Below are 21,375 nucleotides of genomic sequence, written 5' to 3' on the forward strand. Positions count from 1 at the left end.
TAAAAGGGGGTCTATTTCCGAAAGTACTGTGACCGTTTTGCGGCAAAAAACCCACCAACAGTGACGATGACGAGGGTCACGATAGCCAAAACCCCAACCGAAGCGCCCGATTGCACGGAAATACTCACTGATCGAGAAATCGGCGTGCCGCCAGGTGATTCGAGCCACAGCAACAGATTGTGGGAGTTGTCTCCACTATCCCGTGGCCGGTCTCCCTCTGGAGCATTGGTTGCCGGAGTGGATTCTGCATCATCACCCGACTTCGGAGTGAACTGAACAGTCACCGACCCCTTGGCGGGGATGGCGGCCTCATACTTCTCCTCCAACACCGAATCTCCAGCGCCGACGCGCACGAACGCGGGAACCGGCAGCGGCAGGCCATTACGAGCCAGCACCGCAATCGGCGACAGCTGCGTTGCGCGGGTGTAGACACCGCCGGGAGCTACCAACGTCACCGAATTGCGCAGGCGTCGATTCATAATCAGTGCCTGGTCGCTGAGTTCTTCGCTCCGCCGCTGCACGTCAGTTGACTGCAGCTGATTTCGCCGGCCGAGAGTTGTAAACGAGCGCAGCAAGTCGTGCCGCAGGGGACGGGTGAATTCATACCGTGTCAGTGCGACATTGGGATCGTTGGACATGATTGTGGTCAGGTCCGTGATTTCGCGGGAGGCCAGTTGAGCCTTCTCCACGAGCGTCTCACTCACTGGCGCGGGATCGGCAAGTTCGTCAATTGGAGTAACCGAGCCCGCATCCAGGTCGTGAGCTGAAGTGGTGATGGAGTCCATCAGCGGAGTCAGCTCAGCCAGGTTATCGTCCACGGCTTTCCGGACCGCGGCCATGAAATCTTCAGCGTCGCTAGCGCGTGGATCCCAACCGGACGGTGGTGCTGCCACCACAGCCGCGCGAGGGTCATCCGAATCAGTCAGTGATTGGAACAGAGTGCCAATCGCTGTCTGCATCCGTGCAGCCTCGGAGTCGATTCGGAAATCGTAGCGTCCGAGCAAATTCGAATACGCCACAGTCTGGGGAGACCGTCCTGTTGCAGCCAGAGAGGTTGTCAGTGCCCCAGGGAGGGCGAAGGCGCGGCTACCGTCGGCAAGCACGCCACTATGGCCGGGGCGCAGTGTCTGACCATCGGCGGTGAAGGCGGTGTTGTCTGCGACTAACACGGTGGTGTCGTGCGCGGCTTCGGGTGGAGTGGGCGAGGGTGGCATCGTCTCGCTGGTATCTACGCGGTTTTCGAATGCGCGCTCCGGGGTGGTCCCGTTCAGGGCCGTGGCCGCCGAGTACAGCGGGGCGCTTTCCGACGTCACGTATCCCTCGGCCGGCAAATAGAGGCCCGGCAGTGCCTGAACGTCCAAATGCTTGGCGATAGTCTGCCGACCAGCGGCGAGTGCCTCCATCGAAAGCTCGTGATCCCCCACGCGAGCCACGGCGCTGGCATCGGTGCCGCCCCACGGCAGTGACAGTGTGCAGGTGTCCTGTGTGAGATCGTGCAGCCGATTGAGCCAGGCGGCAGCATTGTCACTGGCGGGCATATGCGTGAGATTGGTGTCATCCGCGTTTCCCCAGGAATCCCGCAGTCGCGGAGAGGACTCCACAGGACTTGGGCGGCTGGTGCCAATCCAGTATTCGCGGGTCATCCTGGAGATTGCGTCGAGGGTCTCCGGGTCGATGGCGATGCAGGTCGATTCCCGCAACCTCTGCCCATCCGGGCCGGCAAAGCCCTTTTCCAACGAGGTGAGCAAACCGTCGAGGCGGCCACCGCGTTCGAGAGACTCGGCCAAAGAATTGTCGGTGAGGATGAGATTCGGCGACGAGGGTGCGTCACCGGTCTCACCGCCGACCAGTGGCACTGGCTGGCTGATGGGCCAAATCAGCGAAAACGGCACTGGGTCGCGGCGGGTGGGCGCATCGGAATTGTCGGTCTCATCGTTGTCGTTCTCATCACCGGCAGGCGGTTCCGGCTCATCACCTGCGGCTTGCGGATCCGTCACCGGTAGCAGTGCGCGTGTTTCCGCCAGCAGGCGGTCGATGTCATCTGCCGGTTGCCCGTTAGCATTGATGAGCAGCGGAAACGTGCCGGCTTCCGTGATGTCGAGTCCTTCTGGGGACGGTGCGGAGATAGGAACACTTAGCGTAACCTCACGCTTCTCCCCCGCTTTCAGCTCGATGGGGGCACTGAAGGTCCCAGCCACATCAAACACTGATTCAGGCTCAGCGAGAATCGTCCGCGCATCTGCAGAGGAAGCCAGTGCGCCGGCCCGCTGTGGGCGCAGCGCAACATTGCTGATATCCGCATCGGAGGTGTTGTGCACCTGCACCTTGATGGTCAGTGTCGAATGCAGAGCCGCGACATGCGGAGTGAAGCTGGTTATCGAAAGCCGAAGGGGGCCCTGTTCACCGACACGATTGGTGCCACTGCCCCACAACTGCTCATCTTGCGCAAAAGCTGGGGGCGCAACGGTCGTCGGCAAGCACAGTATGAGCGCTGCGGAAGCGGCCGTGACTTTACGAACAACATTTCTTGGCAACTGCAACCTGAACATGCGCAATCACCTCGGCGTCTGCCGGCCTGCTCGCTTTTCCGCGCGGGCGAGATCGGGCAGCAGATTGTGCGCGCGCCGGGCCAGTTTGCGTTCGTCAGCGTAGGCCAACCGTTCCACCAGGGTGTCTACAGGGACCCACATGACCTGGGTGACCTCGGGGTCTTCGTCGTTCAAATCGCCATCGACGTAGCGCAGAAGGTGATGGTGCACGGTCTTGTGAATCCGCGTGCCATCGGAGACAAACCAGTAGTCAATCACACCGAGCTCTTCGATGACCTCGCCGCGAATGCCCGTTTCTTCCCACACCTCACGTTCGGCGGTGGAAGCGAAAGCTTCGCCGGGTTCGACATGGCCCTTAGGCATCGACCACAGCAGGCGCCCGCGACGATCGTGCCGACCAATGAGCGCGACATAAATCCGTGACAGGTTGACCTTGCCGCCATCTCCGACCGCCTCGGCAAGCCCCGAGACGACCAGTCCGCCCGCCGAAGTCTCAATCGAGGTCTGCATCGGCGCTGCATTTTGCGCGCGCGACGAGTGCGCACGGCGATTGTTTGTGCGCTTCGTCTGTGCGTGACGACGGCGATTGGTCCTATCCTGACCGTTCTTACGGCCACCGCGGTTGTTCGACTGCTTCGAGGGTCGTGCCGACTTCGGTGATTTGGAAGATTTCTTGGCGCCACCGGAGTTTGGCTTGGCCTTTTGGGGGCCATTGGCACCGGAGCCACTACGTTTCGCAGAATTTCCGCTGGTAGTAGCGTTGCTAGTGTTGGTGGACGAGGAAACGCCACCCCTTCTGCGCGGTCGCCGACGACGTCGACGGCTCTTCGCCGCCGAGTTGTCATTGCGTACCACGTTGTTCATTCCACTTAGACTACCGGGTTTATAGGTATAAGCGGGTATTGTGTCGGTCGTGACACAATCGACTCCTTCAACGACAAATGGTGACCAGCCCGGGGGGACTACACCTCACGGTGCTACTCCGGCGACTGCTGACGCGGACCCACAGGTGCGCAGGACGGCAATGCTGGCAGTGGCGGATCAGGCAATCGCCAAGGAGTCGGAGATCCTGGATTCGCTGGCAGCTGCGTTTAGTGCAGCTGGCCATCGCCTGTACCTCGTGGGCGGTTCTGTGCGCGATGCTCTCTTAGGGCGACTGGGCGTGGATCTCGATTTCACCACCGACGCGCGCCCGGAGGTGACACGCGCAATCCTCGATGACTGGGCGGACATTGTCTGGGATACCGGCATTGAATTCGGCACACTCTCCGCGGAACGGCATGGCCGTCAGGTGGAGATCACCACCTTCCGCGCGGATACGTATGACCAGGTCAGCCGGAATCCGGAGGTCACTTTCGGTGACACGTTGGAGGGCGATCTAATCCGCCGTGACTTCCGCTGTAACGCCATCGCCGTGGAGCTCCACGGTGACGGCACCCGCACCTTCCTTGACCCGCTCGGAGGTTTCGAGGATCTTGTCGCGGGTGTGTTGGATACCCCGGGTGCGCCGGAGGTCAGTTTTGGCGACGACCCCCTGCGGATGCTGCGTGCCTGCCGCTTCGCATCCCAGTTGGGGTTCGATGTGGCACCGCGTGTGCTCAAGGCGTTGAAGGAAATGTCCAGCGAAATTGACCGCATCACGGTCGAGCGCATCTCCACCGAGCTGAACAAGCTCATCCTGGGTGCGGACCCAAGCCGAGGTATCGACCTGATGGTGGAATCGGGGTTGGCCGACCGCGTGCTGCCGGAGATTTCCGACATGCGCATGACGCAGGATGAACACCGCCAGCACAAGGATGTCTACCAACACTCTCTGCAGGTCATGCGGCAAGCTATTGACCAGGAAGAACCCGGTGAACCGGACCTCGTACTGCGCTGGGCGGCACTGCTGCACGACTGCGGCAAACCCGCTACCCGTGCCTACAACGAGCAGGGAAACGTCACCTTTTACCAGCACGAAGTGGTTGGTGCGAAGCTGGTGCGGCGCCGCCTTCGGAAACTGAAGTTCCCGAAGAAGACCAACCACGAAATCTCGCAGTTGGTCTACCTGCACATGCGCTTCCACGGCTACGGCGAAGGCAAGTGGACGGACTCGGCGGTGCGACGTTATGTCAACGACGCCGGAGATCTGTTGGAACGACTCAACAAAATCGTGCGGGCCGACTGTACGACGAGAAACCGTCGTAAAGCAGCACGCCTCGCACGAGCCTGCGACAGCCTGGAAGCGCGAATCAAGGAGCTCGCCGAGCAGGAGGACCTCGCACGCGTCCGCCCCGACCTGGATGGCAACGAAATCATGGAAATTCTGGACCTGAAGCCCGGCAAAGAAGTCGGACAGGCCTGGAATTACCTGAAAGAGCTGCGATTGGAGTCCGGTCCGCTGGAGCGTGAAGATGCTATCTTGGCGCTGAAGAAATGGTGGTACGAGCAGTCCGGTGAGCAGGCTGAAAGCGAAAGTGAGAGCTAATGGCATCGATTAATCCGGAAAATCTCTACGGCGACCGGCTTTTTACCAGCCTTGAGCGCAACGACCCGGCTGCCGGGATGCTGCTGCTCGCAGCACCCGGCATGCTCTCGCCGGAGTTTTCCCGCTCGGTGATTTTCCTTATTGAGCACGATGAACACGGCACCCTTGGTGTCGATCTCACGCAGCGTTCGCAGACGCCGGTGCACAATGTGCTCGAGCCTTGGGCGCCGCTGATGGCCAAGCCGCCGGTGCTCTACGTCGGGGGTCCGGTCAACCAGACACAGCCAATCTGCATTGGTGTGGTGCGAAATGGTGCCACCCTCCCAGAGGAGACCGACAGTATTACCGGTGCCCCGCTGATGGAACGCATCGCTCACAGGTTTGCGCTGGTCAACCTCGGTGCGGAGCCGGAGGGCGTACGCGACCGCATAGATGGCGCACGCATCTTCGCCGGTTACGCAGGCTGGGATCCGGGGCAGCTGGAAGACGAGCTCGAGCGCGGTGACTGGTACGTCGCCCCTGCCCTGCCCTCAGATGTACTCGCGCCTGCTGCCGCGGACATCTGGGGTGATTGCATGCGCCGTCAGCCCTGGCCGCTGCCACTGTATGGCACCTATCCCGTAGATGTACGTGACAACTAGATGAGTGAGCACATCAATACCGAAGGAAACAGGGCTGAAGGAAGTAGCGCCACAGGAAACAGCGACCGCAGCGACATAGCTGCCGGCATCCGGCAGACACTGCCCGTGGGCATGGGACTCATTCCGCTAGGGCTCGCATTCGGCCTGCTCATCGCACAAACTGGCTTTAGCTGGTGGTGGGCCCCCATCTTCTCCTTCGTGGTCTACGCCGGGTCGATGGAATTCCTCGCTGTCGGCCTGGTTATGGCGCATACGGGTCTGCTCGGCTGTGCCGTGACGTCCTTTATGGTCAACTTCCGCCACGTCTTCTACGGACTGACGTTCCCACGCGACCGGATACAGTCTCGTCTCGGCCGCGCATATTCCACATACGCGCTTACCGACGAGTCGTATGCCATCGTCTCTGCAGCAAATCCGACCGAAAAGATGTCGGGCCACCGACTGCTGACGATTCAGATTCTCTGCCAGTTATTGTGGGTGGGCTCCGGCATTGTCGGGGCGCTAACCGGCGCAGCACTGCCCGAGGGTATCCGCGGTGCCGAGTTCGCACTGGTGGCGCTCTTTACGGTGCTGGCCATGGACGCGTTTGAGACTTCTAAGGACTGGTCACTGCCCCTGTCCGCTATCGTCTGCACGCTGGTGGGCTGGCTGATTAACCCGAACCAGATGCTGGTTATCGGACTGCTGATGTACTTCGGCCTGCTGCTGTTGCGCGTGTGGTCACCGCGGGTGGATCGGGTGATGCGCATGACGTCGGCAAGCAATCAGCGTACGACGGAGGGAGAGCGAGCATGACCGCGATGCCCGATTCCGGCTATGTGCTTGCCGCGCTCTTTGCGATGGGTACGGTGACTCTTGCGCTGCGTGCGCTGCCGTTTGCATTCGTGCGCACTCTGAAGGGGTCTCCCCTGTTCGAGTTCCTCGGCACGACCATGCCGGTTGGAGTCATGGTGGCGTTGGTTGCCTACACCGTCTTCGGGCGGCTAGGACTCAGCGGTGAGAGTGGCGACCCCGGCGCTGCCTGGGCCGTGCCCGTAGCGCTGGCCGTCACCGTTGGCCTGCACTGGTGGCGGCGCAACACCGTGATTTCGATTTTTGTAGGCACGGCGCTGTATATGGTCCTCGTGAACCTTGTCGCGTGAGGTGCGCTGTGTGTGGGACGGTGCCAGCGGACCAGTGGCTAGCGGCAGTGGCTAGAACTGTGCCGGTACCTGACCAGTGAAGTCCGGTAGTCCCGGAATCTGGGGCAGCTGCGGGGATTCCGGCAGATTCAGTAGTTCGCCGAGATTTGGGCTCTCGGGCAGGTTCGGGACGCCTGGGATGTCCGGCAGCGATGGAGTGCCCAGCGTGCCGTCGAAGGCATTCTGAACATCGCTGGTGTGAGTTTCCTTCGTGCCGTAGGTGTTAGCAGCGACGCTGAAGTCAGGTCCAATGGATGCCGAGGCGTGAACGCTCTGGCGGTCATCGGACCAACCCCACTTTGTGCCAATAACACCCGGCAGCGTGGCGGTGCCGTAATCCTGACGGTAGTCATCCGCTGCCACAGGTGACGCGGTGCTCATAGCAACCAGAACCGGGTCAGAAGTGTTCTCACGCTTCTTGGCCTCCAGGAACTTCACAGTGTCCGCGCTGGACGTAGTTGAATTTCCCCAGTGACCTGCATCGTGGGTGTTGCTGAGGCCGTATTCACGCGCAGTGGCGTTGATGGAATCCGGGTAACGGCCATAGAGCTCACTGGCGATATTGTCATCGGAGTAGCGAATCATCTCTGTGGCCTTCGCCTTGTCCGCTTCTGTGCCATGTTTGAAGACGTAGTCCGCAATGTAGAGCTTGACAATCGAAAGCCCCGGACGAGCTTCATTCTCGTTCGCCGTACCGTAGTGCGTGCCACTTGGGGTGTGGGTAAAGCTGATCTGGGTTCGCCCCGGAGCATCAATAGTGCCCTGCGGAGTCAGTTTTGGCTGCGGAGCCGCAGCGACGTTTCCAGCTGCCAGCGGAAGGCTGGTGACAGCGATGACACCGGTAAGACCCATGCGAATCGCGCGGGAAGGCCGTGGAGTAAGACGATGACGAGCGTTCATAACAAAAAACCAATCTACACGCGCAGGTGACCGACGCGCTGCCAAGCTGGATCGTAAGCGGTATCGATGACATGCTCTCCCTCGGTCCACGTCTCCGCAACAGCTTGCAGACCCGCCTCCGCATCAGATGCCGGGTCAATAAAGAAGTGCATCAGAGCCATGCCATCGGATTGCTCAGTTGCAACAAAAATACCCTTGTCCTCAGCGATGGCTTCAGCGGCAGCGGTATTGAACTCGGAGAGGGATTCCTTCGATTCGTCCGTCGGCAAGCCCTTGTCATCAATATTGCCGAGCATGAGCTGAATCAGCACATGCTGCGTCATAGTCGGGCTCACCAGCTGCGTAATCGGCGCGCGAGTAGCGACGACGAGTGGCTGGCCGTTGGCTTCGGCATCAATGGTGAGCCACTCCGGGCACTCTTCCGCGAGCTGCTCGACGACACCGCCCAGCTCCGGTAGCGGGATAGCACCTTCCGGCTCCTCGCCAGCGAAGGCAAAGCCGCGCAGCCATAGGCCGAAGTCCTCCTCCCCCAGAGCCAGCTGCAGCAGCGTGAAACCGAGCTGAGCTACCAAGCGCTCACCGTCCTCCAACTGAGCAATTGCCGGGAACAGCGGGTGGAATAGACGAACGTCCACTGCCCCATGACCACTGCTAACAGCCACGCGTGCGTCTGCCGGATCGACCTCGGCCGGAGCATCGGCCTCGAGCGCACCCTGTGCAACCAACGTGGCCGCGACATCCCCCAGCGACAGCTTCATCGCCGGATCCGCCTGACGGAGGTCGGTGAAAGACCACACCGCGCCGTCGTCAGGCGCGGCCTCCAGCCAACGGCGAGCGACCGGACGCAGCTCCGGATCGCCGGCAGCGCTAACAGTCAGAAGGTGGCGAGAATACGGAGCGCCAGCCTCAAACCCCCAGATGAGCCGGTCATTAATAGCGGCGATGCGGCCGCCGACCTCCTTCTGGACATCAATAATGTCCACATCGGCGGCATTCGGAGCACCATCGATACCGAGCTGGACACTAAACATCGAGTCGAGCGCATCGGCGCCAAAAGAGTTCCACCACGACCAGAACTCGTTGATTGCGGTCTCTTCTGCGGCGCGCTGTTCCGGGGAGAACGGAGCCGGATTCTCGTTAGCCATGCTGAATCTCACACTTTCGTTTGCTCGTTTAAAACCGAACCATATGTTGTGCGCCCCAGTATATGTGCCAAGCCGGATTCGCCCCTCGGGTCCATGCGCTAGACCGCGTTAAGCGGGTTGTGGCTCCGGCTCAGCTTCTGCTTCCTTGCCCCAGCGAGCGGCGTAGACCGCACAGATCATCAGCTGAATCTGGTGGAAAATCATCAGCGGCAAAATGTAGAGGCTGGCATCGGCACCAAAGATAACGGCAGCCATGGGCAGACCGGTGGCCAGGGACTTCTTCGAACCGCAGAACTGAATCGCAATGCGGTCCTTGCGGTCGAAGCCCATCTTATTTGCGATGAATCCGGACAACCGCAAAACGAATTCCACCAGCACGACCGAAAGCACACACAGGATGACAATGTCCCCTGCCGGCACCTTCGACCAGATGCCCTGCACCATGCCCTCGGAGAACGCCGCGTAAACGACCATTGCGATAGATAGGCGGTCAACGTTCTTAGTCGTCTTCGCGGCGGCAAACTTCAGGGTCCAACGGCGAGTGAGCTGGCCGATTGCGAATGGCAGCAGCAACTGCAGCGAGATATCCAAGAACACCGACGAATCCACATGAATGCCGCCGCCGGTGGCCATCAACAGCATCACCAGCACCGGTGTGACCACAATGCCCAGCAGGTTAGATGCCGAGGCACTGACGATTGCGCCGGCGACATTGCCCTTGGCGATGGAGGTGAAGTTCACACTCGACTGCACCGTCGACGGTGCCAGCGTCATGTACAAAATGCCCAGGTAGAGGCCAGGAGAAAGAATCCAATCCAGGGGTTTCATCAGCAGGCCGAGGATTGGGAACAGCACGAATGTGAAAGCCAGAATGGTTATGTGCAGCCGCCAATGCTTAACACCGGCCAACGCATCCTGCGGGCTCAGGCGCGCGCCATAGAGGAAGAACAAGAAGCCAATGGCGATCTTTGTGGCCCAGCTGAAAACCTCAGCGGTAGTGCCGCTTGCAGGAAAAATAATCGCCAGTATCGCTGCAGCAACGATACCGACGATGAGGGGATCTGGACGCCAATTCACAATTCGTTGCCACATGGACAAATAGCTTAGTGGGCAACCAGAGGTTGTCTTACTGTTTTGCAGAAGCTTTTCTCTGCAATAATTTTTTACTTCTTCTGCTCAGCTGCCTTGCGCAGCGCATCCTTGTCCACAGGCTTGAAAGTGGCATTCGCGGATGAGCCCTTGTCCGTGCACAGTCCTTCCAGACCACAGGAGCTGCAGCCACCGGAGACACCGCAGTCTGCTGCCGGGTTGTCGGAGCAGCAGGCATCATCAGCCGCAGTGTCGGTGGCATCAGTGGCGGCGGAGTCACAGCCACAGCCGCTGTCACCGTCGCCGCACCCACAACCGGAGCCGGACTCGGCGGAGACCTTGGCGTCGTAAAGCGCGATGGTGTGCGAGCCGATAGCCGCACCAATGCCGAGCATGGCGATACCGGCGAGCAGAGCGACGGCGTACCACAGCCACATCCAACCAGAGGCCTCCGGGCGGATGGCGAGGAAGCCGAGCATGGCGGCGCCGAGGAAAGCGACAGCGGACACAGCCCACGGCGGGCCGGCAACGCGGTGCGTAATATCCCAGTTTTCCTGGGACTTTCGAGCCTCAGGCGCACGAATTCCGATCCAGTTATTACCCGGTAGCTTCGCCGACCATGCCAAACCAGCGACAACGGCTATGCAAACAGCCAGAACCAGGGTAATTACAGGGATGACAATCATGCTTCCAATTTATATAGGTGGTTGAGCACGTGCCAAACGCACCTATTAGACTGTGAGACCATGACCAACAGCGAAAAGTCCTCGTCCTCGGCAGAAGCCACCGACTACCGCTACTCCCCCGAGCTGGCGACTCAGCTAGAGGGAAAGTGGCAGGCGTATTGGAAAGATAACGGCACCTTCTACGCCCCCAACCCGGTGGGCGATTTGGCAGCTGCCGACGGATCGACTCCGCCGAAGGACAAGCTTTTCGTCCAGGACATGTTCCCGTACCCGTCCGGTGTCGGTCTGCACGTAGGCCACCCGCTGGGATACATCGCCACCGACGTCTTCGCGCGCTTCCACCGCATGCAGGGCGCAAACGTGCTGCACACCCTGGGCTACGACGCCTTCGGCTTGCCGGCGGAGCAGTTCGCAATCCAGACCGGTACGCACCCGCGCGTGACGACGGAAACGAATATCGCCAACATGGAGCGACAGCTGGGCCGCCTGGGACTTGGCCATGACCGCCGCCGTGTTTTCGCGACCACTGACCAGGACTACTACAAGTGGACGCAGTGGATTTTCCTGCAGATTTACAACGCCTGGTTCGATGAGGATCAGAAGAAGGCCCGTCGCATCGATGAGCTGATTCCACTCTTGGAGTCGGGCGAGATGGCTACCAAGGACGGTCGCGTCTACGCTGAGCTCAGCGAGACCGAGCAGCGCGAAGCAGTCGACGAATTCCGTCTGGTTTACCAGTCGAATTCGATGGTCAACTGGTGTCCGGGCCTCGGCACTGTGCTGTCCAACGAAGAAGTGACCGCCGAGGGCCGTTCGGAGCGCGGTAACTTCCCGGTGTTCCGCAAGCGGCTGGGCCAGTGGATGATGCGCATCACCGCTTACGCTGATCGCCTAGTCGACGACCTGGAGCTGCTGGACTGGCCGGACAAGGTCAAGTCCATGCAGCGCAACTGGATTGGCCGCTCCCGCGGTGCCGAGGTCGACTTCACAGCCGAGGTCGGCCCGAAGGTCTCCACCAAGGTCAGGGTCTTCACCACTCGCCCGGACACTCTCTTCGGAGCCTCCTACATGGTGCTCGCTCCTGAGCACGAGCTGGTGGATCAGCTGGTTGAAGCCGGCAGCGGTTCCTACGAGGGCGTGGATGAGCGCTGGACCTTCGGCAAGGAAACCCCAGCCGAGGCCGTCGCCGCTTACCGCGCCGCAATTGCCTCCAAGTCCGACCTGGAACGCCAGGAGAACAAGGAAAAGACCGGTGTCTTCCTGGGCGCTTACGCCACCAACCCGGTGAGCGGTGAGCAGGTGCCGGTATTCATTTCCGACTACGTCCTGATTGGCTACGGCACCGGTGCCATCATGGCTGTCCCGGCCCACGATGAGCGCGACTACGAGTTCGCCACTGCCTTCGGTCTGCCAATCCGCGAGGTCGTCGCAGGTGGTGACATTGCAAAGGAGGCGTACGTCGGTAACGGTACGTGCGTGAACTCCGCCAATGATTCCGGCCTGGACATCAATGGCCTGGACAAGGACACCGCCATCGCCACCGTCATTGAGTGGTTGGAGAAGGAAGGTGCTGGTCACGAGAAGGTCCAGTACAAGCTGCGCGACTGGCTGTTCGCCCGCCAGCGCTACTGGGGCGAGCCCTTCCCCATCGTCTACGACGAGGACGGTCACGCCCACGCGCTGCCCGAGTCCATGCTTCCGGTCGAGCTGCCAGAGGTCGAGGACTACAAGCCGGTCACCTTCGACCCGGACGATGCTGACACCGAGCCAAAGGCTCCACTGGACAAGGCCACTGACTGGGTCAATGTCGAGCTCGATCTCGGCGATGGCAAGAAGAAGTACCGCCGTGACACCAATGTCATGCCGAACTGGGCAGGTTCCTCCTGGTACCAGCTGCGTTACATCGACCCGAATAACGCTGAGGAGTTCGTTGACCTGGAAAACGAGCGCTACTGGACCGGCCCTCGCCCGGAGACTCACGGTAAGGACGACCCAGGCGGCGTCGACCTCTACGTCGGTGGCGTCGAGCACGCAGTGCTGCACCTGCTCTACTCCCGCTTCTGGCACAAGGTCCTCTTCGACCTCGGCTACGTGACCTCCAAGGAGCCGTATCGCCGTCTGTTCAACCAGGGCTACATCCAGGCTTACGCATACACCGATGCCCGTGGTGTCTACCAGCCGGCGGATCAGGTTGTTGAGCGCGATGGTAAGTTCCTCATCCCAGGCGGTGCCGAAGACGGCTCTGACCTGGAGGTCTTCCAGGAGTACGGCAAGATGGGCAAGTCCCTGAAGAACGCCGTCTCCCCCGACGAGGTCTGCGACAACTACGGCGCTGACACCCTGCGCGTCTACGAGATGGCCATGGGTCCGCTGGACACCTCCCGCCCGTGGGCGACGAAGGATCTGGTCGGCTCGCAGCGCTTCCTCCAGCGCGCTTGGCGCCTGGTGGTCAATGAGGACTCCGGTGAGCTCGCCGTCACGGACGCAGCGCTTTCCGACGACGACCTCAAGGCGCTCAACCGCACCGTGGAAGGGGTTACCTCTGACTACGCAGAGCTGCGTGACAACACGGCCGTCGCAAAGCTCATTGAGTACGTCAACTACCTGACTAAGACCTACGGTTCGACCGGTGCCCCGCGCGCCGCCGTGGAACCGCTGGCCCTCATGCTTGGCCCTGTGGCACCGCACATCGCGGAGGAACTGTGGAGCCGTCTCGGCCACACCGAGTCCCTGGCACACGGTCCGTGGCCGGCAGTTGACGAAAAGTGGCTGGTCGACGACACCGTTGAGCTGCCAGTTCAGATCAACGGCAAGGTTCGCGCTCGCATTGACGTGGCTACCGATGCTTCCCGCGAGGACATCGAGGCCGCCGCGCGTGCCGACGAAAAGGTTGTCGCAGCTGTGGAGAACGCCGGTGGCAATATCGTGAAGGTCATTGTCGTTCCGGGCAAGATGGTCAACCTGGTTGTGAAGAAGTAGCCAAGGAGACTAGTGCGTACAAGAAAGTGTCTGGGTTTATGACAGTTTGAGGCCTAAAATCGACTCAAATTTGTCATAAACCCAGACACTTTCTCGCTTGAGGCTTTCTCGCAAAAACCTCAAGAGGGTGGCTCCGAGGCTGGCCGCCTCTTACCCCTACTTAACGCCCAGAATCAGGACACCGAATGTGGAGAGCATCCACATCAAAGTGAAGGGCATGAGCACCCAGCACATAGCGAGCCACGCGCGCCAGTTGCGGAAGTTTTTCCACTCCACGTAGGTCTGCCAGAAGCCCAAAAGGCAGCCGACCAGGGAGATTACGCCCGGGACAACGGGGAAAAGGATCTCCCAAGTGCGGGAGCAGAGGAAGCTGGACTTACCCGCATCACAGGTGGGGCCACCGACAATGGCGCCGGCGATGCCGATAATGAGGCCCGCGAGCAGCGTCGTAAGAATCACACCCGCGGTGTAGATGTAGGCACGCTTTCCGGAATACATCTTGCGCTCAAGCTCGTCGAAGATTTCATCCTCATTGCGCTCTGGTGTACTGCGCTTCGGTGAATTATCCACCATCTGCTCCCCTCGCCTCTAAATGCCGTCTGATGTGCCTGCCATACTAGGCCGGAGTAATCAGCATTGGCACCGGGCTGTGGCGAACGATGTGGTTAGTCGACGAGCCGATGAAAATTCGTCCGAATGGGCCAAGGGTAGACGAACCCAAAACGAGCAAGTCTCCCTTTTTCCACTTGATGGACTGAATGGCCTCTTCCCAACCGTTGCCGGACGCCACTTCCGCATCAACGGAAAGGTCTGGGTAACGGGTATGTGCGCGGTCGATACCGCGGTCGAGCAGCCCCATAGCCTGCTCGCGCCACTCAATCATCAGGTCAGAGGAGGGGCCGTAGCCGTTCTCCGTTGGGTACATGGTCGCACCACGAGGCGTAAACGAGACCAGGCGCAGGGGAACTTCCCAGCGATATGCCAGGTCAGCAGCCTTATTCAATGCATGGTGGGACTGCGGGGTGTCAATGTAGCAAATGCTGACACGGGTCACACCGTGCTTAGAAAGCTTCGCGCCGGGGATCGCCAATCCCAGCGGGATTGGCGAGTAATGCAGCAGCGCATCCGAGGTTGATCCCGCAGTAAAGCGACTGCGGTTCTTGGCGGTCCAGTCCTTGGTATTGCTTCGGCGCGTGCCAAGCAAAACCACATCGGCTTCGAATTCTTCGGCTTCGTTGCAGATAGTTGTGGATTCGCTGGAGGATTCGATGATTCGCACGGCATCGTCGTCAAGCATGCCCTTGCGCAGGCCAGCGAGCTTTAGCTCATCCTTGATGATTTTTTCAAGAGACTCGGTTTCGTGGGAAACCCAGGAGTCATTGGTGCTCAACCGAGCCAGTGAGGTCAGCGGCCAGCCACGCGACAGTGCGCTGACAACGCGAATCTGCACCTTCGTGGTGCGAGCTAACCAAGCGGCGTAAGCAAGCGTTTCGGTGCCGTACTCGCCTGGACGCCACGCAATCATGATACGAAGCGGGCGGGAAGCCATCGCTAATCCTCCTGTGATTACTCAGAAATATCCAAGTGGTGCTTCTGGGTAATAGCCTACGTGGATAGGCGGGCATATTTAAAACGGCACCGAGGAAGTGTAAAAGCTATGTATCCTGCCTGTGGGCTTAAAGGTGGCAGGGCTAGCTGGAAAAGAGACTAGACGCTTGGGTTTGTCTTTGGGTGCTCCGGGTAGTTTTCGAGGATCTTGGACAGAATCGTCTCAAGACCAGCGCCAAACTCCAGCTCTTCCTGGGTCAGCGTGCTGAACATCTCAGCCATCTGCTGATTGCGCTCTTCAGAAACGCGGTGCAGCTCTTCACGGCCACGGTCGGTCAGTTCAACGCGGACGCCACGGCGGTCTTTGCTGTCGCGGACGCGCTCCACCATGCCGGCGACCTCCAAGTGGTGCACGGCGTTGGAGGCGGTGGGCATGCGGATGGCCTCGGCCTCAGCCAACTGGCTGATACGGCAGGCGCCCAGTGCCTCCAGGGTCATCATGATGGACAGCTGCGCGCGGCTGAGCTGGGACTCCGAGGAGCGGCGGCTGTAGAGCAGCTCAGCGCGAGTCAGGAGAGGGCGAATGCGCTTAGCGAGCGACAGAGGAGTAACGGCATCAGGATTGCCAATCGAGCCCGAAGATAATGTCATAGCGACGATGTTATATGCGAACAGTGCTAGTTGCCAATACGAAATTTATTTGGGGTGCTATTTATTTTTCTACAACTGGTGATTTCGGCGATGAAATCACCAGGAATTTTCACCAAACATCTAAAACCCCAGTACAAAACATTAAACCTATCTGCGTATAAGGTTTTTCGGTGCTGGCAGAAACCCCCTAAAGTGTCACTTCTTCTGTACTTAGAACGTTGGGTTGGAGGTAGCCATACGGCTACTTTCGAGAATGCTTTTGGCTTGTGATATGTCTCGCAGATTCATCCTCGCGGGTGTATTGCTGTCTGCTTTACGACGACTGCAGCGCACGCATCCATGGCGGGGACGAGATGGGCGCAGCAGCGAGTAGGGCGAGGAGGAAGAGAAGAGCGTGGGAGGGCGCGGGGAGGCTAGAGAAGCACAAAAGCGCCAGCGGCTACCGCATGGGTAACCGGCTGACGCTTTTCAAGGAACATGCTCTCGGAGCTGCTCGCTTGTACTTTTGAGTGCTTGTACCTTTTAGTCTTCGCCCTTGATGAATGCTTCGAGCTGTGCTCGCGCAACATCGTCGGCAAGCTGCTTCGGCGGGGACTTCATCAGGTAGGAAGAAGCGGCGTAAACCGGGCCGCCGATACCGCGATCCTTGGCGATCTTGGCAGCGCGAACAGCATCGATGATGATGCCAGCGGAGTTCGGGGAGTCCCAGACCTCGAGCTTGTACTCAAGGTTCAGCGGCACCTCGCCGAAGGCCTTGCCCTCGAGTCGGACGTAGGCCCACTTGCGGTCATCCAGCCAGTCCACCCAGTCGGACGGGCCGATGTGGACGTTGCGGTCATCGATCTTGCCGGCCAGCGGACCGGTGAGATTGGAGGTGACAGCCTGGGTCTTGGAGATCTTCTTGGACTCGAGGCGGTCGCGCTCGAGCATGTTCTTGAAGTCCATGTTGCCGCCGACGTTGAGCTGCAGGGTGCGCTCGAGGCGAACACCGCGGTCCTCAAATAGCTTGGCCATGACGCGGTGGGTGATGGTTGCGCCGACCTGGCTCTTGATGTCGTCGCCGACAATCGGAACGCCTGCGTCTTCGAACTTCTTGGCCCACTCCGGGTCGGAAGCGATGAAGACCGGCAGGGCGTTGACGAAAGCTACACCAGCGTCAATGGCGCACTGTGCGTAGAACTTGTCGGCCTGCTCGGAACCGACTGGCAGGTAGGAGACCAGGACATCGACCTTGGCATCCTTCAGCGCCTGAACTACGTCGACCGGTTCAGCTGGGGATTCGTCGATGGTGTCCGCGTAGTACTTGCCAACGCCGTCCAGGGTCGGGCCGCGCTGAACCTCAACGCCGAGAGTCGGGACATCGGCGATCTTGATGGTGCAGTTTTCAGAGGAAACGATGGCCTCGGAGAGGTCCTTGCCGACCTTCTTGTCGTCAACATCGAAAGCTGCGACGAACTCGACATCGGAGACGTGGTAGTCGCCGAAGACGACGTGCATGAGGCCAGGAATGGTCTCATCGGGCTTTGCATCGCGGTAGAACTCGACACCCTGCACCAGGGAGGAGGCGCAGTTGCCGACGCCGACGATAGCGACGCGAATTGAACTCATTTGGTAATTCTCCTTGAAACTATGTGCTCGGAGGCTTTGACCTCGCGCCGGGAACTCACACCGGGAACTCGCATCAGGACCTAGCATCAGGACCCCGCGCCAGGGCCTTACGCCAGCAGTGCGGCCGTGAGTGGGTGCACGCATTGAGGTAACGAGCGTGACGTTATACCTTTATGCGTTTTTTGCCGATGCCCGAACCGTGAGGGGGCATGTGTTTACCGATAAAGCGGGGGTGAAATCAGCCCGCACGCGCCTGCTAATCTGTCTTCGTGATGACATGGCAGGGCGAGATCGATCACTCCTTGCTCAAGAAGCAGTTATTGGAGCAGTGGCGTGCAGGGGAGATTTCACGGAAATCACTCTGTGATGCCGATGCTCGGCTGGTCGCTGCCGCGCGTTTTCACGGCAGAAAGCCCCAGGAAGAGTGCCCAGTATGTCGCAAATTCGACCTCCGACTCGTATTCTGGGTGTTCGGAGAAAACTTGGGCCGTCGTTCCGGCTCTGCTTGTACTGAAAACGAATTATCCGCAATAGTTAATGAATATGGTTCGTGCACCGTCAAAGAAGTTGAGGTGTGCCCCGACTGCAAGTGGAGTTTCCTGACCCGGACACTTCAGGCAGCTCGAGAAGAGTCAGAAAACTAGGGAGAGCACCCGTGAGCAATGATCGACCCGATAGCCCAGGCGGTCCTAACAGCCCTCACGAGGGCCAGGGTTCTAATTCATCAGGCGAGTGGTGGGATCAGCCGGATGCTGATTCCTTCAATACGCACGCACGCTCCGATGACGCATCGCTTGACGACGATTCCAGCGACAGCATTGATGCTGTTTCGGTCGGTGGCAGTGACGAGGGTCTGGCTACCGGTTCAGAGATGACGTCGGCAAGCGAGCCGGACCCGGAGAAGGGGCAGTACGCCCCAGATGACCATGAACCAGATGACCATGAAGAGGAAAGCTCGATGGCGCAAGAAGAACAGCCGACTGATAATAAGCGGCGAATTTTAGCGTGGCTCGGTCTAGCCGTGGCGCTGGTCGTGCTGTTGCCGGTAGTTGTGTTCGGTGTTGCTTATGCGACAACGGACGTGCCGGAGCCAGAGGAGTTGGCCAATAGCCAGATTGCGGTGATTTATGACCGCAGTGGTGAAAAGGAAATCACGCGCATCGTCCCCGAGGGCGGTAACCGAAGCAACATCACTATCGACAAGGTGCCGGATGCTGTACGCAATGCAGTGCTGGCAGCTGAGGATCGTGATTTCTATACCAACCCGGGTTTTTCCTTGACTGGTTATGCCCGTGCGGCTCTGGGAGTCGTGACTGGTAATTCCAGTGCCGGTGGCGGCTCGACCATTACGCAGCAGTACGTCAAGAATGCTGTGGTGGGCAATGAGCGCACGCTGACCCGTAAGGCCAAGGAACTGGTCATGTCGGCGAAGATGGCGCGGGAGTGGACTAAGGACGAAATCCTTGAGGCCTACCTCAACACGATTTACTTTGGTCGTAACGCATACGGTATCGCGGCAGCGTCGAAGGCCTACTTCGGTAAGGAAGTCGGTGAGCTGAATGCCGAAGAGGGTGCTGTGCTGGCAGCCTCGATTCAGCGTCCATCTGCACTGGATCCGTGGACTAACCGCCCGGAGGCTGAGCAGCGTTGGAACTACGTCCTCGATGGCCTGGTGGAGATGAACATCGTCTCGCCGCAGGACCGCGCGGGAATGCAGTACCCGGAGACCATCGATCCGGCGTTGGCGCCGAAGCAGGCTCCGGAGCCCGGCCCGGCTGCCATGATTAAGAATCAGGTTCTGGCTGAGTTGGAGCGCGAAGGTATCTCCGAGCAGGAGGTCAACACTGGCGGTCTACGCATTACGACGACCATTGACCCGACGGTGCAGCAGGCTGCCCTGGATGCGATGGAAAACTACGTCGATCAGTCAACGGGTTTGCGTGCCGCCATCGTTTCGGTGGAGCCGAAGACCGGTGCTGTCCGCGCCTACTACGGTGGCGACGATCCGACTGGTTGGGACTACGCAAACAGCGGTCTGCAGACCGGCTCTACTTTCAAGATTTTTGCGCTGGCAGCAGCTCTCGATCAAGGTATTCCACTGACCGCGCAGTACTCTTCGGCACCTGTGCAGTCCGGTAACGTCACTCTGCACAACGACGGCGGTGCCGGCGGTGGCGTGCTTCCGCTTTATGAGTCCCTGAAGCAGTCGCTGAACACCCCGTTTATTCGCCTGCAGCGCGACCTGAAGAATGGTCCGGATGACACCGCCAAAATGGCTCATCGTCTGGGCGTGGCTGAGTCCATCCCGGGTATTGAAAAGACTCTGATGGACGACAACGGTCACTCGCAGGACGGTATCGCCCTGGGTCAGTACCTCTCACGTCCGCTGGATATGGCCGTTGGTCTGGCTACCCTGACTAACGATGGCGTCTATCAGCAGACTCACTTCGTAGAGAAGGTCGAAAACTCCAAGGGCGAGATTGTTTACGAGTCCAACGCTGACAAGGGCGACCGTCGAGTTTCCAAGGCAGTGGCCACCAATATGATATCGGCCATGGAGCCTATTGCCGGTTACAGCAACAAGCCCTTGAGTGGTGGTCGCCCGTCGGCCGCCAAGACCGGTACTACGCAGTTGGGTGACACCGGCCAGAACAAGGATGCGTGGATGATCGGTTCGACACCGCAGCTGTCGACTGCAGTGTGGGTTGGCAACGTCGATGGTTCGGCGCTCTACAACTCCTATGGTGGCATCATGTACGGCTCGCAAACCCCGGGCGATCTGTGGAAGTACACCATGGATAACGCACTGTCTAACGAGGACTTTGAGTACTTCACCAAGCCGGAGCCAATCGGTGGTGTCGCAGGTGCGCCGCAGTACCAGGCGCCGTCGACCTCTGACTCTGGCTATGACCAGGGCTATGCCCCGGAGACCACAGAAGAGGAGTCGGCCGAGGAGTCGACCTCTGAGTCCTCCGAGGAGCAGCCTGCACCGCTTCCGGTTCCGGGTGGCGATGGCGGAGGCGGTGGCGGCGGAATCGCTGACCTACTGCCCATCCCGATTCCGGGAGGCGGTGGTTTCGGCGGTGGCAATGAAGGCGGCGGAGACCCCGGTAACCCTGGAGGTGGACAGTAAGTGGACACGTGGGTGATTTTCACCATCGTCTGCGTCGCGATTGGCTTCCTGATGTTCGGCACGGCCTTTTGGGGCTTCATGCAGAAGTGGAAACCGGCAATCATTTGGGCTCTGTGCCTGGCAGCTTTCCTATTCGCGACAGTCATTCCGGTGATTATTGCGTTGGCACATGCTTCCTCGACATCAATGTAGGACGCAGGCCAGGTAGTCAGTTGCTAGAGCGTTAACTGCCCACCAAGCACGCGACAACTTCACAATTCAAAGAGGCGCACGCAGTAGCTCTGTGTGCGTCTCTTTCTATTCGGCGCCCTGACACCGCTTGCCAGTACTGCTTGCCGATGGCGCCTGCGATTAGGACATATACCTCTGCCTGCGGTACCCTGGCAGGGTTGCTTGACGCAACGATCCTCCTGCTGCATAGCGGTTGGCATGAAAGACAGTGCCAGCGCACCACGCTGTGTAGCCGAAATACAAGAACTAGACCATAGGAGGTGATGAGGTCCGTGCGTCACTACGAAGTAATGATTATTATCGATCCGTCTCAGGATGAGCGCACCGTAGGCCCGTCCCTGGAGAAGTACCTCGACGTTGTCCGCAAGGAGAACGGCAAGGTGGAGAAGGTGGACATCTGGGGTAAGCGCCACCTCGCCTACCCGATCGAGAAGAAGGAAGACGGCATCTACGTTGTCGTCGACCTCACCTGCGAGTCCGCAACCGTGCTGGAACTCGACCGTCGTCTGAATCTGAACGACAGCATCCTGCGCACCAAGGTGCTGCGGGTTGATCGTTAATCTGCGT

The 21,375-nt window shown here is 59.6% G+C and carries 19 protein-coding genes; 9 read left to right on the plus strand and 10 right to left on the minus strand.

Annotation, left to right across the window (positions count from 1 at the left end):
- Window positions 1-11 precede the first annotated feature (11 nt).
- Together QKE19_RS09295 and QKE19_RS09300 are read right to left on the minus strand one after the other, a co-directional pair.
- Window positions 12-2,549 carry a hypothetical protein gene (locus QKE19_RS09295; protein WP_070546007.1) on the minus strand — a complete coding sequence of 846 codons (2,538 nt, stop codon included), beginning with the start codon at window positions 2,547-2,549 and terminating at the stop codon, window positions 12-14.
- Window positions 2,550-2,555: 6 nt separating this feature from the next.
- Window positions 2,556-3,413, minus strand: coding sequence for an NUDIX hydrolase (locus QKE19_RS09300; protein ID WP_191622131.1), 858 nt, complete (start codon window positions 3,411-3,413; stop codon window positions 2,556-2,558).
- Window positions 3,414-3,573: 160 nt separating this feature from the next.
- Between QKE19_RS09300 and QKE19_RS09305 the strand changes: the two genes are divergently transcribed.
- From QKE19_RS09305 to QKE19_RS09320, 4 genes are all read left to right on the plus strand, one after another.
- Window positions 3,574-5,016 (plus strand): CCA tRNA nucleotidyltransferase, encoded by a 1,443-nt coding sequence (locus QKE19_RS09305; RefSeq protein WP_016421726.1) that lies wholly within the window; start codon window positions 3,574-3,576, stop codon window positions 5,014-5,016.
- Window positions 5,016-5,657, plus strand: coding sequence for a YqgE/AlgH family protein (locus QKE19_RS09310; RefSeq protein ID WP_016421725.1), 642 nt, complete (start codon window positions 5,016-5,018; stop codon window positions 5,655-5,657). Before QKE19_RS09305 ends, QKE19_RS09310 begins: the two co-directional genes overlap by 1 nt.
- Before the next feature lie 111 nt (window positions 5,658-5,768).
- On the plus strand, window positions 5,769-6,452 hold the full coding sequence (locus tag QKE19_RS09315) for an AzlC family ABC transporter permease (protein ID WP_049170132.1): 684 nt from the start codon (window positions 5,769-5,771) through the stop codon (window positions 6,450-6,452).
- The gene (locus tag QKE19_RS09320) at window positions 6,449-6,799 is read left to right on the plus strand and encodes an AzlD domain-containing protein (protein ID WP_049170093.1); all 351 of its coding nucleotides are present in this window, start codon (window positions 6,449-6,451) and stop codon (window positions 6,797-6,799) included. Before QKE19_RS09315 ends, QKE19_RS09320 begins: the two co-directional genes overlap by 4 nt.
- A gap of 51 nt (window positions 6,800-6,850) precedes the next feature.
- On the opposite strand, the gene QKE19_RS09325 is transcribed toward QKE19_RS09320, so the two are convergent.
- The 4 genes from QKE19_RS09325 to QKE19_RS09340 all read right to left on the minus strand — a co-directional run bounded on the left by QKE19_RS09325 (window position 6,851) and on the right by QKE19_RS09340 (window position 10,658).
- Window positions 6,851-7,738 (minus strand): hypothetical protein, encoded by an 888-nt coding sequence (locus QKE19_RS09325; RefSeq protein ID WP_049170092.1) that lies wholly within the window; start codon window positions 7,736-7,738, stop codon window positions 6,851-6,853.
- Window positions 7,739-7,752: 14 nt separating this feature from the next.
- Window positions 7,753-8,883 carry a DUF695 domain-containing protein gene (locus QKE19_RS09330; RefSeq protein WP_347890856.1) on the minus strand — a complete coding sequence of 377 codons (1,131 nt, stop codon included), beginning with the start codon at window positions 8,881-8,883 and terminating at the stop codon, window positions 7,753-7,755.
- A gap of 108 nt (window positions 8,884-8,991) precedes the next feature.
- On the minus strand, window positions 8,992-9,975 hold the full coding sequence (locus QKE19_RS09335; protein WP_016421713.1) for a bile acid:sodium symporter family protein: 984 nt from the start codon (window positions 9,973-9,975) through the stop codon (window positions 8,992-8,994).
- Window positions 9,976-10,046: 71 nt separating this feature from the next.
- A complete protein-coding gene (locus QKE19_RS09340) occupies window positions 10,047-10,658 on the minus strand; it encodes an SdpI family protein (protein ID WP_347890857.1) in 612 nt (203 codons plus the stop codon).
- A 60-nt stretch (window positions 10,659-10,718) separates the two neighbouring features.
- Here QKE19_RS09340 and leuS point away from each other — a divergent pair, with 60 nt between their 5' ends.
- The gene (gene leuS / locus QKE19_RS09345) at window positions 10,719-13,637 is read left to right on the plus strand and encodes a leucine--tRNA ligase (RefSeq protein WP_347890858.1); all 2,919 of its coding nucleotides are present in this window, start codon (window positions 10,719-10,721) and stop codon (window positions 13,635-13,637) included.
- Window positions 13,638-13,793: 156 nt separating this feature from the next.
- On the opposite strand, the gene QKE19_RS09350 is transcribed toward leuS, so the two are convergent.
- From QKE19_RS09350 to QKE19_RS09365, 4 genes are all read right to left on the minus strand, one after another.
- The gene (locus QKE19_RS09350) at window positions 13,794-14,210 is read right to left on the minus strand and encodes a hypothetical protein (RefSeq protein ID WP_048733161.1); all 417 of its coding nucleotides are present in this window, start codon (window positions 14,208-14,210) and stop codon (window positions 13,794-13,796) included.
- Between the two features lie 43 nt (window positions 14,211-14,253).
- Complete coding sequence (locus QKE19_RS09355; RefSeq protein WP_016421709.1) at window positions 14,254-15,186, minus strand: universal stress protein; 933 nt, start codon at window positions 15,184-15,186, stop codon at window positions 14,254-14,256.
- 158 nt (window positions 15,187-15,344) lie between these two features.
- The gene (locus tag QKE19_RS09360) at window positions 15,345-15,836 is read right to left on the minus strand and encodes a MarR family transcriptional regulator (RefSeq protein ID WP_016421708.1); all 492 of its coding nucleotides are present in this window, start codon (window positions 15,834-15,836) and stop codon (window positions 15,345-15,347) included.
- Window positions 15,837-16,358: 522 nt separating this feature from the next.
- Window positions 16,359-17,444, minus strand: coding sequence for an inositol-3-phosphate synthase (locus tag QKE19_RS09365; RefSeq protein WP_016421706.1), 1,086 nt, complete (start codon window positions 17,442-17,444; stop codon window positions 16,359-16,361).
- A 272-nt stretch (window positions 17,445-17,716) separates the two neighbouring features.
- Here QKE19_RS09365 and QKE19_RS09370 point away from each other — a divergent pair, with 272 nt between their 5' ends.
- The 4 genes from QKE19_RS09370 (at window position 17,717) to rpsF (ending at window position 21,368) form a co-directional block, all read left to right on the plus strand.
- Window positions 17,717-18,088, plus strand: a complete 372-nt coding sequence (locus QKE19_RS09370; protein ID WP_224433683.1) for a DUF5318 family protein — start codon at window positions 17,717-17,719, stop codon at window positions 18,086-18,088.
- Between the two features lie 11 nt (window positions 18,089-18,099).
- The gene (locus tag QKE19_RS09375) at window positions 18,100-20,577 is read left to right on the plus strand and encodes a transglycosylase domain-containing protein (protein WP_049170079.1); all 2,478 of its coding nucleotides are present in this window, start codon (window positions 18,100-18,102) and stop codon (window positions 20,575-20,577) included.
- Window positions 20,578-20,769, plus strand: coding sequence for a hypothetical protein (locus QKE19_RS09380; RefSeq protein WP_016421704.1), 192 nt, complete (start codon window positions 20,578-20,580; stop codon window positions 20,767-20,769).
- Between the two features lie 311 nt (window positions 20,770-21,080).
- The gene (rpsF, locus tag QKE19_RS09385) at window positions 21,081-21,368 is read left to right on the plus strand and encodes a 30S ribosomal protein S6 (RefSeq protein WP_005511978.1); all 288 of its coding nucleotides are present in this window, start codon (window positions 21,081-21,083) and stop codon (window positions 21,366-21,368) included.
- The last annotated feature ends 7 nt before the right edge of the window (window positions 21,369-21,375 follow it).

The organism is Corynebacterium sp. c8Ua_99 (genome assembly GCF_039907185.1).
GTDB lineage: Bacteria > Actinomycetota > Actinomycetes > Mycobacteriales > Mycobacteriaceae > Corynebacterium > Corynebacterium jeikeium_D.

Bases quoted from the DNA above. Each gene is read 5' to 3' on its own strand.
- QKE19_RS09295 (WP_070546007.1), bottom strand. From the start codon at position 2,549: ATGTTCAGGTTGCAGTTGCCAAGAAATGTTGTTCGTAAAGTCACGGCC.
- QKE19_RS09300 (WP_191622131.1), bottom strand. From the start codon at position 3,413: ATGAACAACGTGGTACGCAATGACAACTCGGCGGCGAAGAGCCGTCGA.
- QKE19_RS09305 (WP_016421726.1), top strand. From the start codon at position 3,574: ATGCTGGCAGTGGCGGATCAGGCAATCGCCAAGGAGTCGGAGATCCTG.
- QKE19_RS09310 (WP_016421725.1), top strand. From the start codon at position 5,016: ATGGCATCGATTAATCCGGAAAATCTCTACGGCGACCGGCTTTTTACC.
- QKE19_RS09315 (WP_049170132.1), top strand. From the start codon at position 5,769: ATGGGACTCATTCCGCTAGGGCTCGCATTCGGCCTGCTCATCGCACAA.
- QKE19_RS09320 (WP_049170093.1), top strand. From the start codon at position 6,449: ATGACCGCGATGCCCGATTCCGGCTATGTGCTTGCCGCGCTCTTTGCG.
- QKE19_RS09325 (WP_049170092.1), bottom strand. From the start codon at position 7,738: ATGAACGCTCGTCATCGTCTTACTCCACGGCCTTCCCGCGCGATTCGC.
- QKE19_RS09330 (WP_347890856.1), bottom strand. From the start codon at position 8,883: ATGGCTAACGAGAATCCGGCTCCGTTCTCCCCGGAACAGCGCGCCGCA.
- QKE19_RS09335 (WP_016421713.1), bottom strand. From the start codon at position 9,975: ATGTGGCAACGAATTGTGAATTGGCGTCCAGATCCCCTCATCGTCGGT.
- QKE19_RS09340 (WP_347890857.1), bottom strand. From the start codon at position 10,658: ATGATTGTCATCCCTGTAATTACCCTGGTTCTGGCTGTTTGCATAGCC.
- leuS (WP_347890858.1), top strand. From the start codon at position 10,719: ATGACCAACAGCGAAAAGTCCTCGTCCTCGGCAGAAGCCACCGACTAC.
- QKE19_RS09350 (WP_048733161.1), bottom strand. From the start codon at position 14,210: ATGGTGGATAATTCACCGAAGCGCAGTACACCAGAGCGCAATGAGGAT.
- QKE19_RS09355 (WP_016421709.1), bottom strand. From the start codon at position 15,186: ATGGCTTCCCGCCCGCTTCGTATCATGATTGCGTGGCGTCCAGGCGAG.
- QKE19_RS09360 (WP_016421708.1), bottom strand. From the start codon at position 15,836: ATGACATTATCTTCGGGCTCGATTGGCAATCCTGATGCCGTTACTCCT.
- QKE19_RS09365 (WP_016421706.1), bottom strand. From the start codon at position 17,444: ATGAGTTCAATTCGCGTCGCTATCGTCGGCGTCGGCAACTGCGCCTCC.
- QKE19_RS09370 (WP_224433683.1), top strand. From the start codon at position 17,717: ATGACATGGCAGGGCGAGATCGATCACTCCTTGCTCAAGAAGCAGTTA.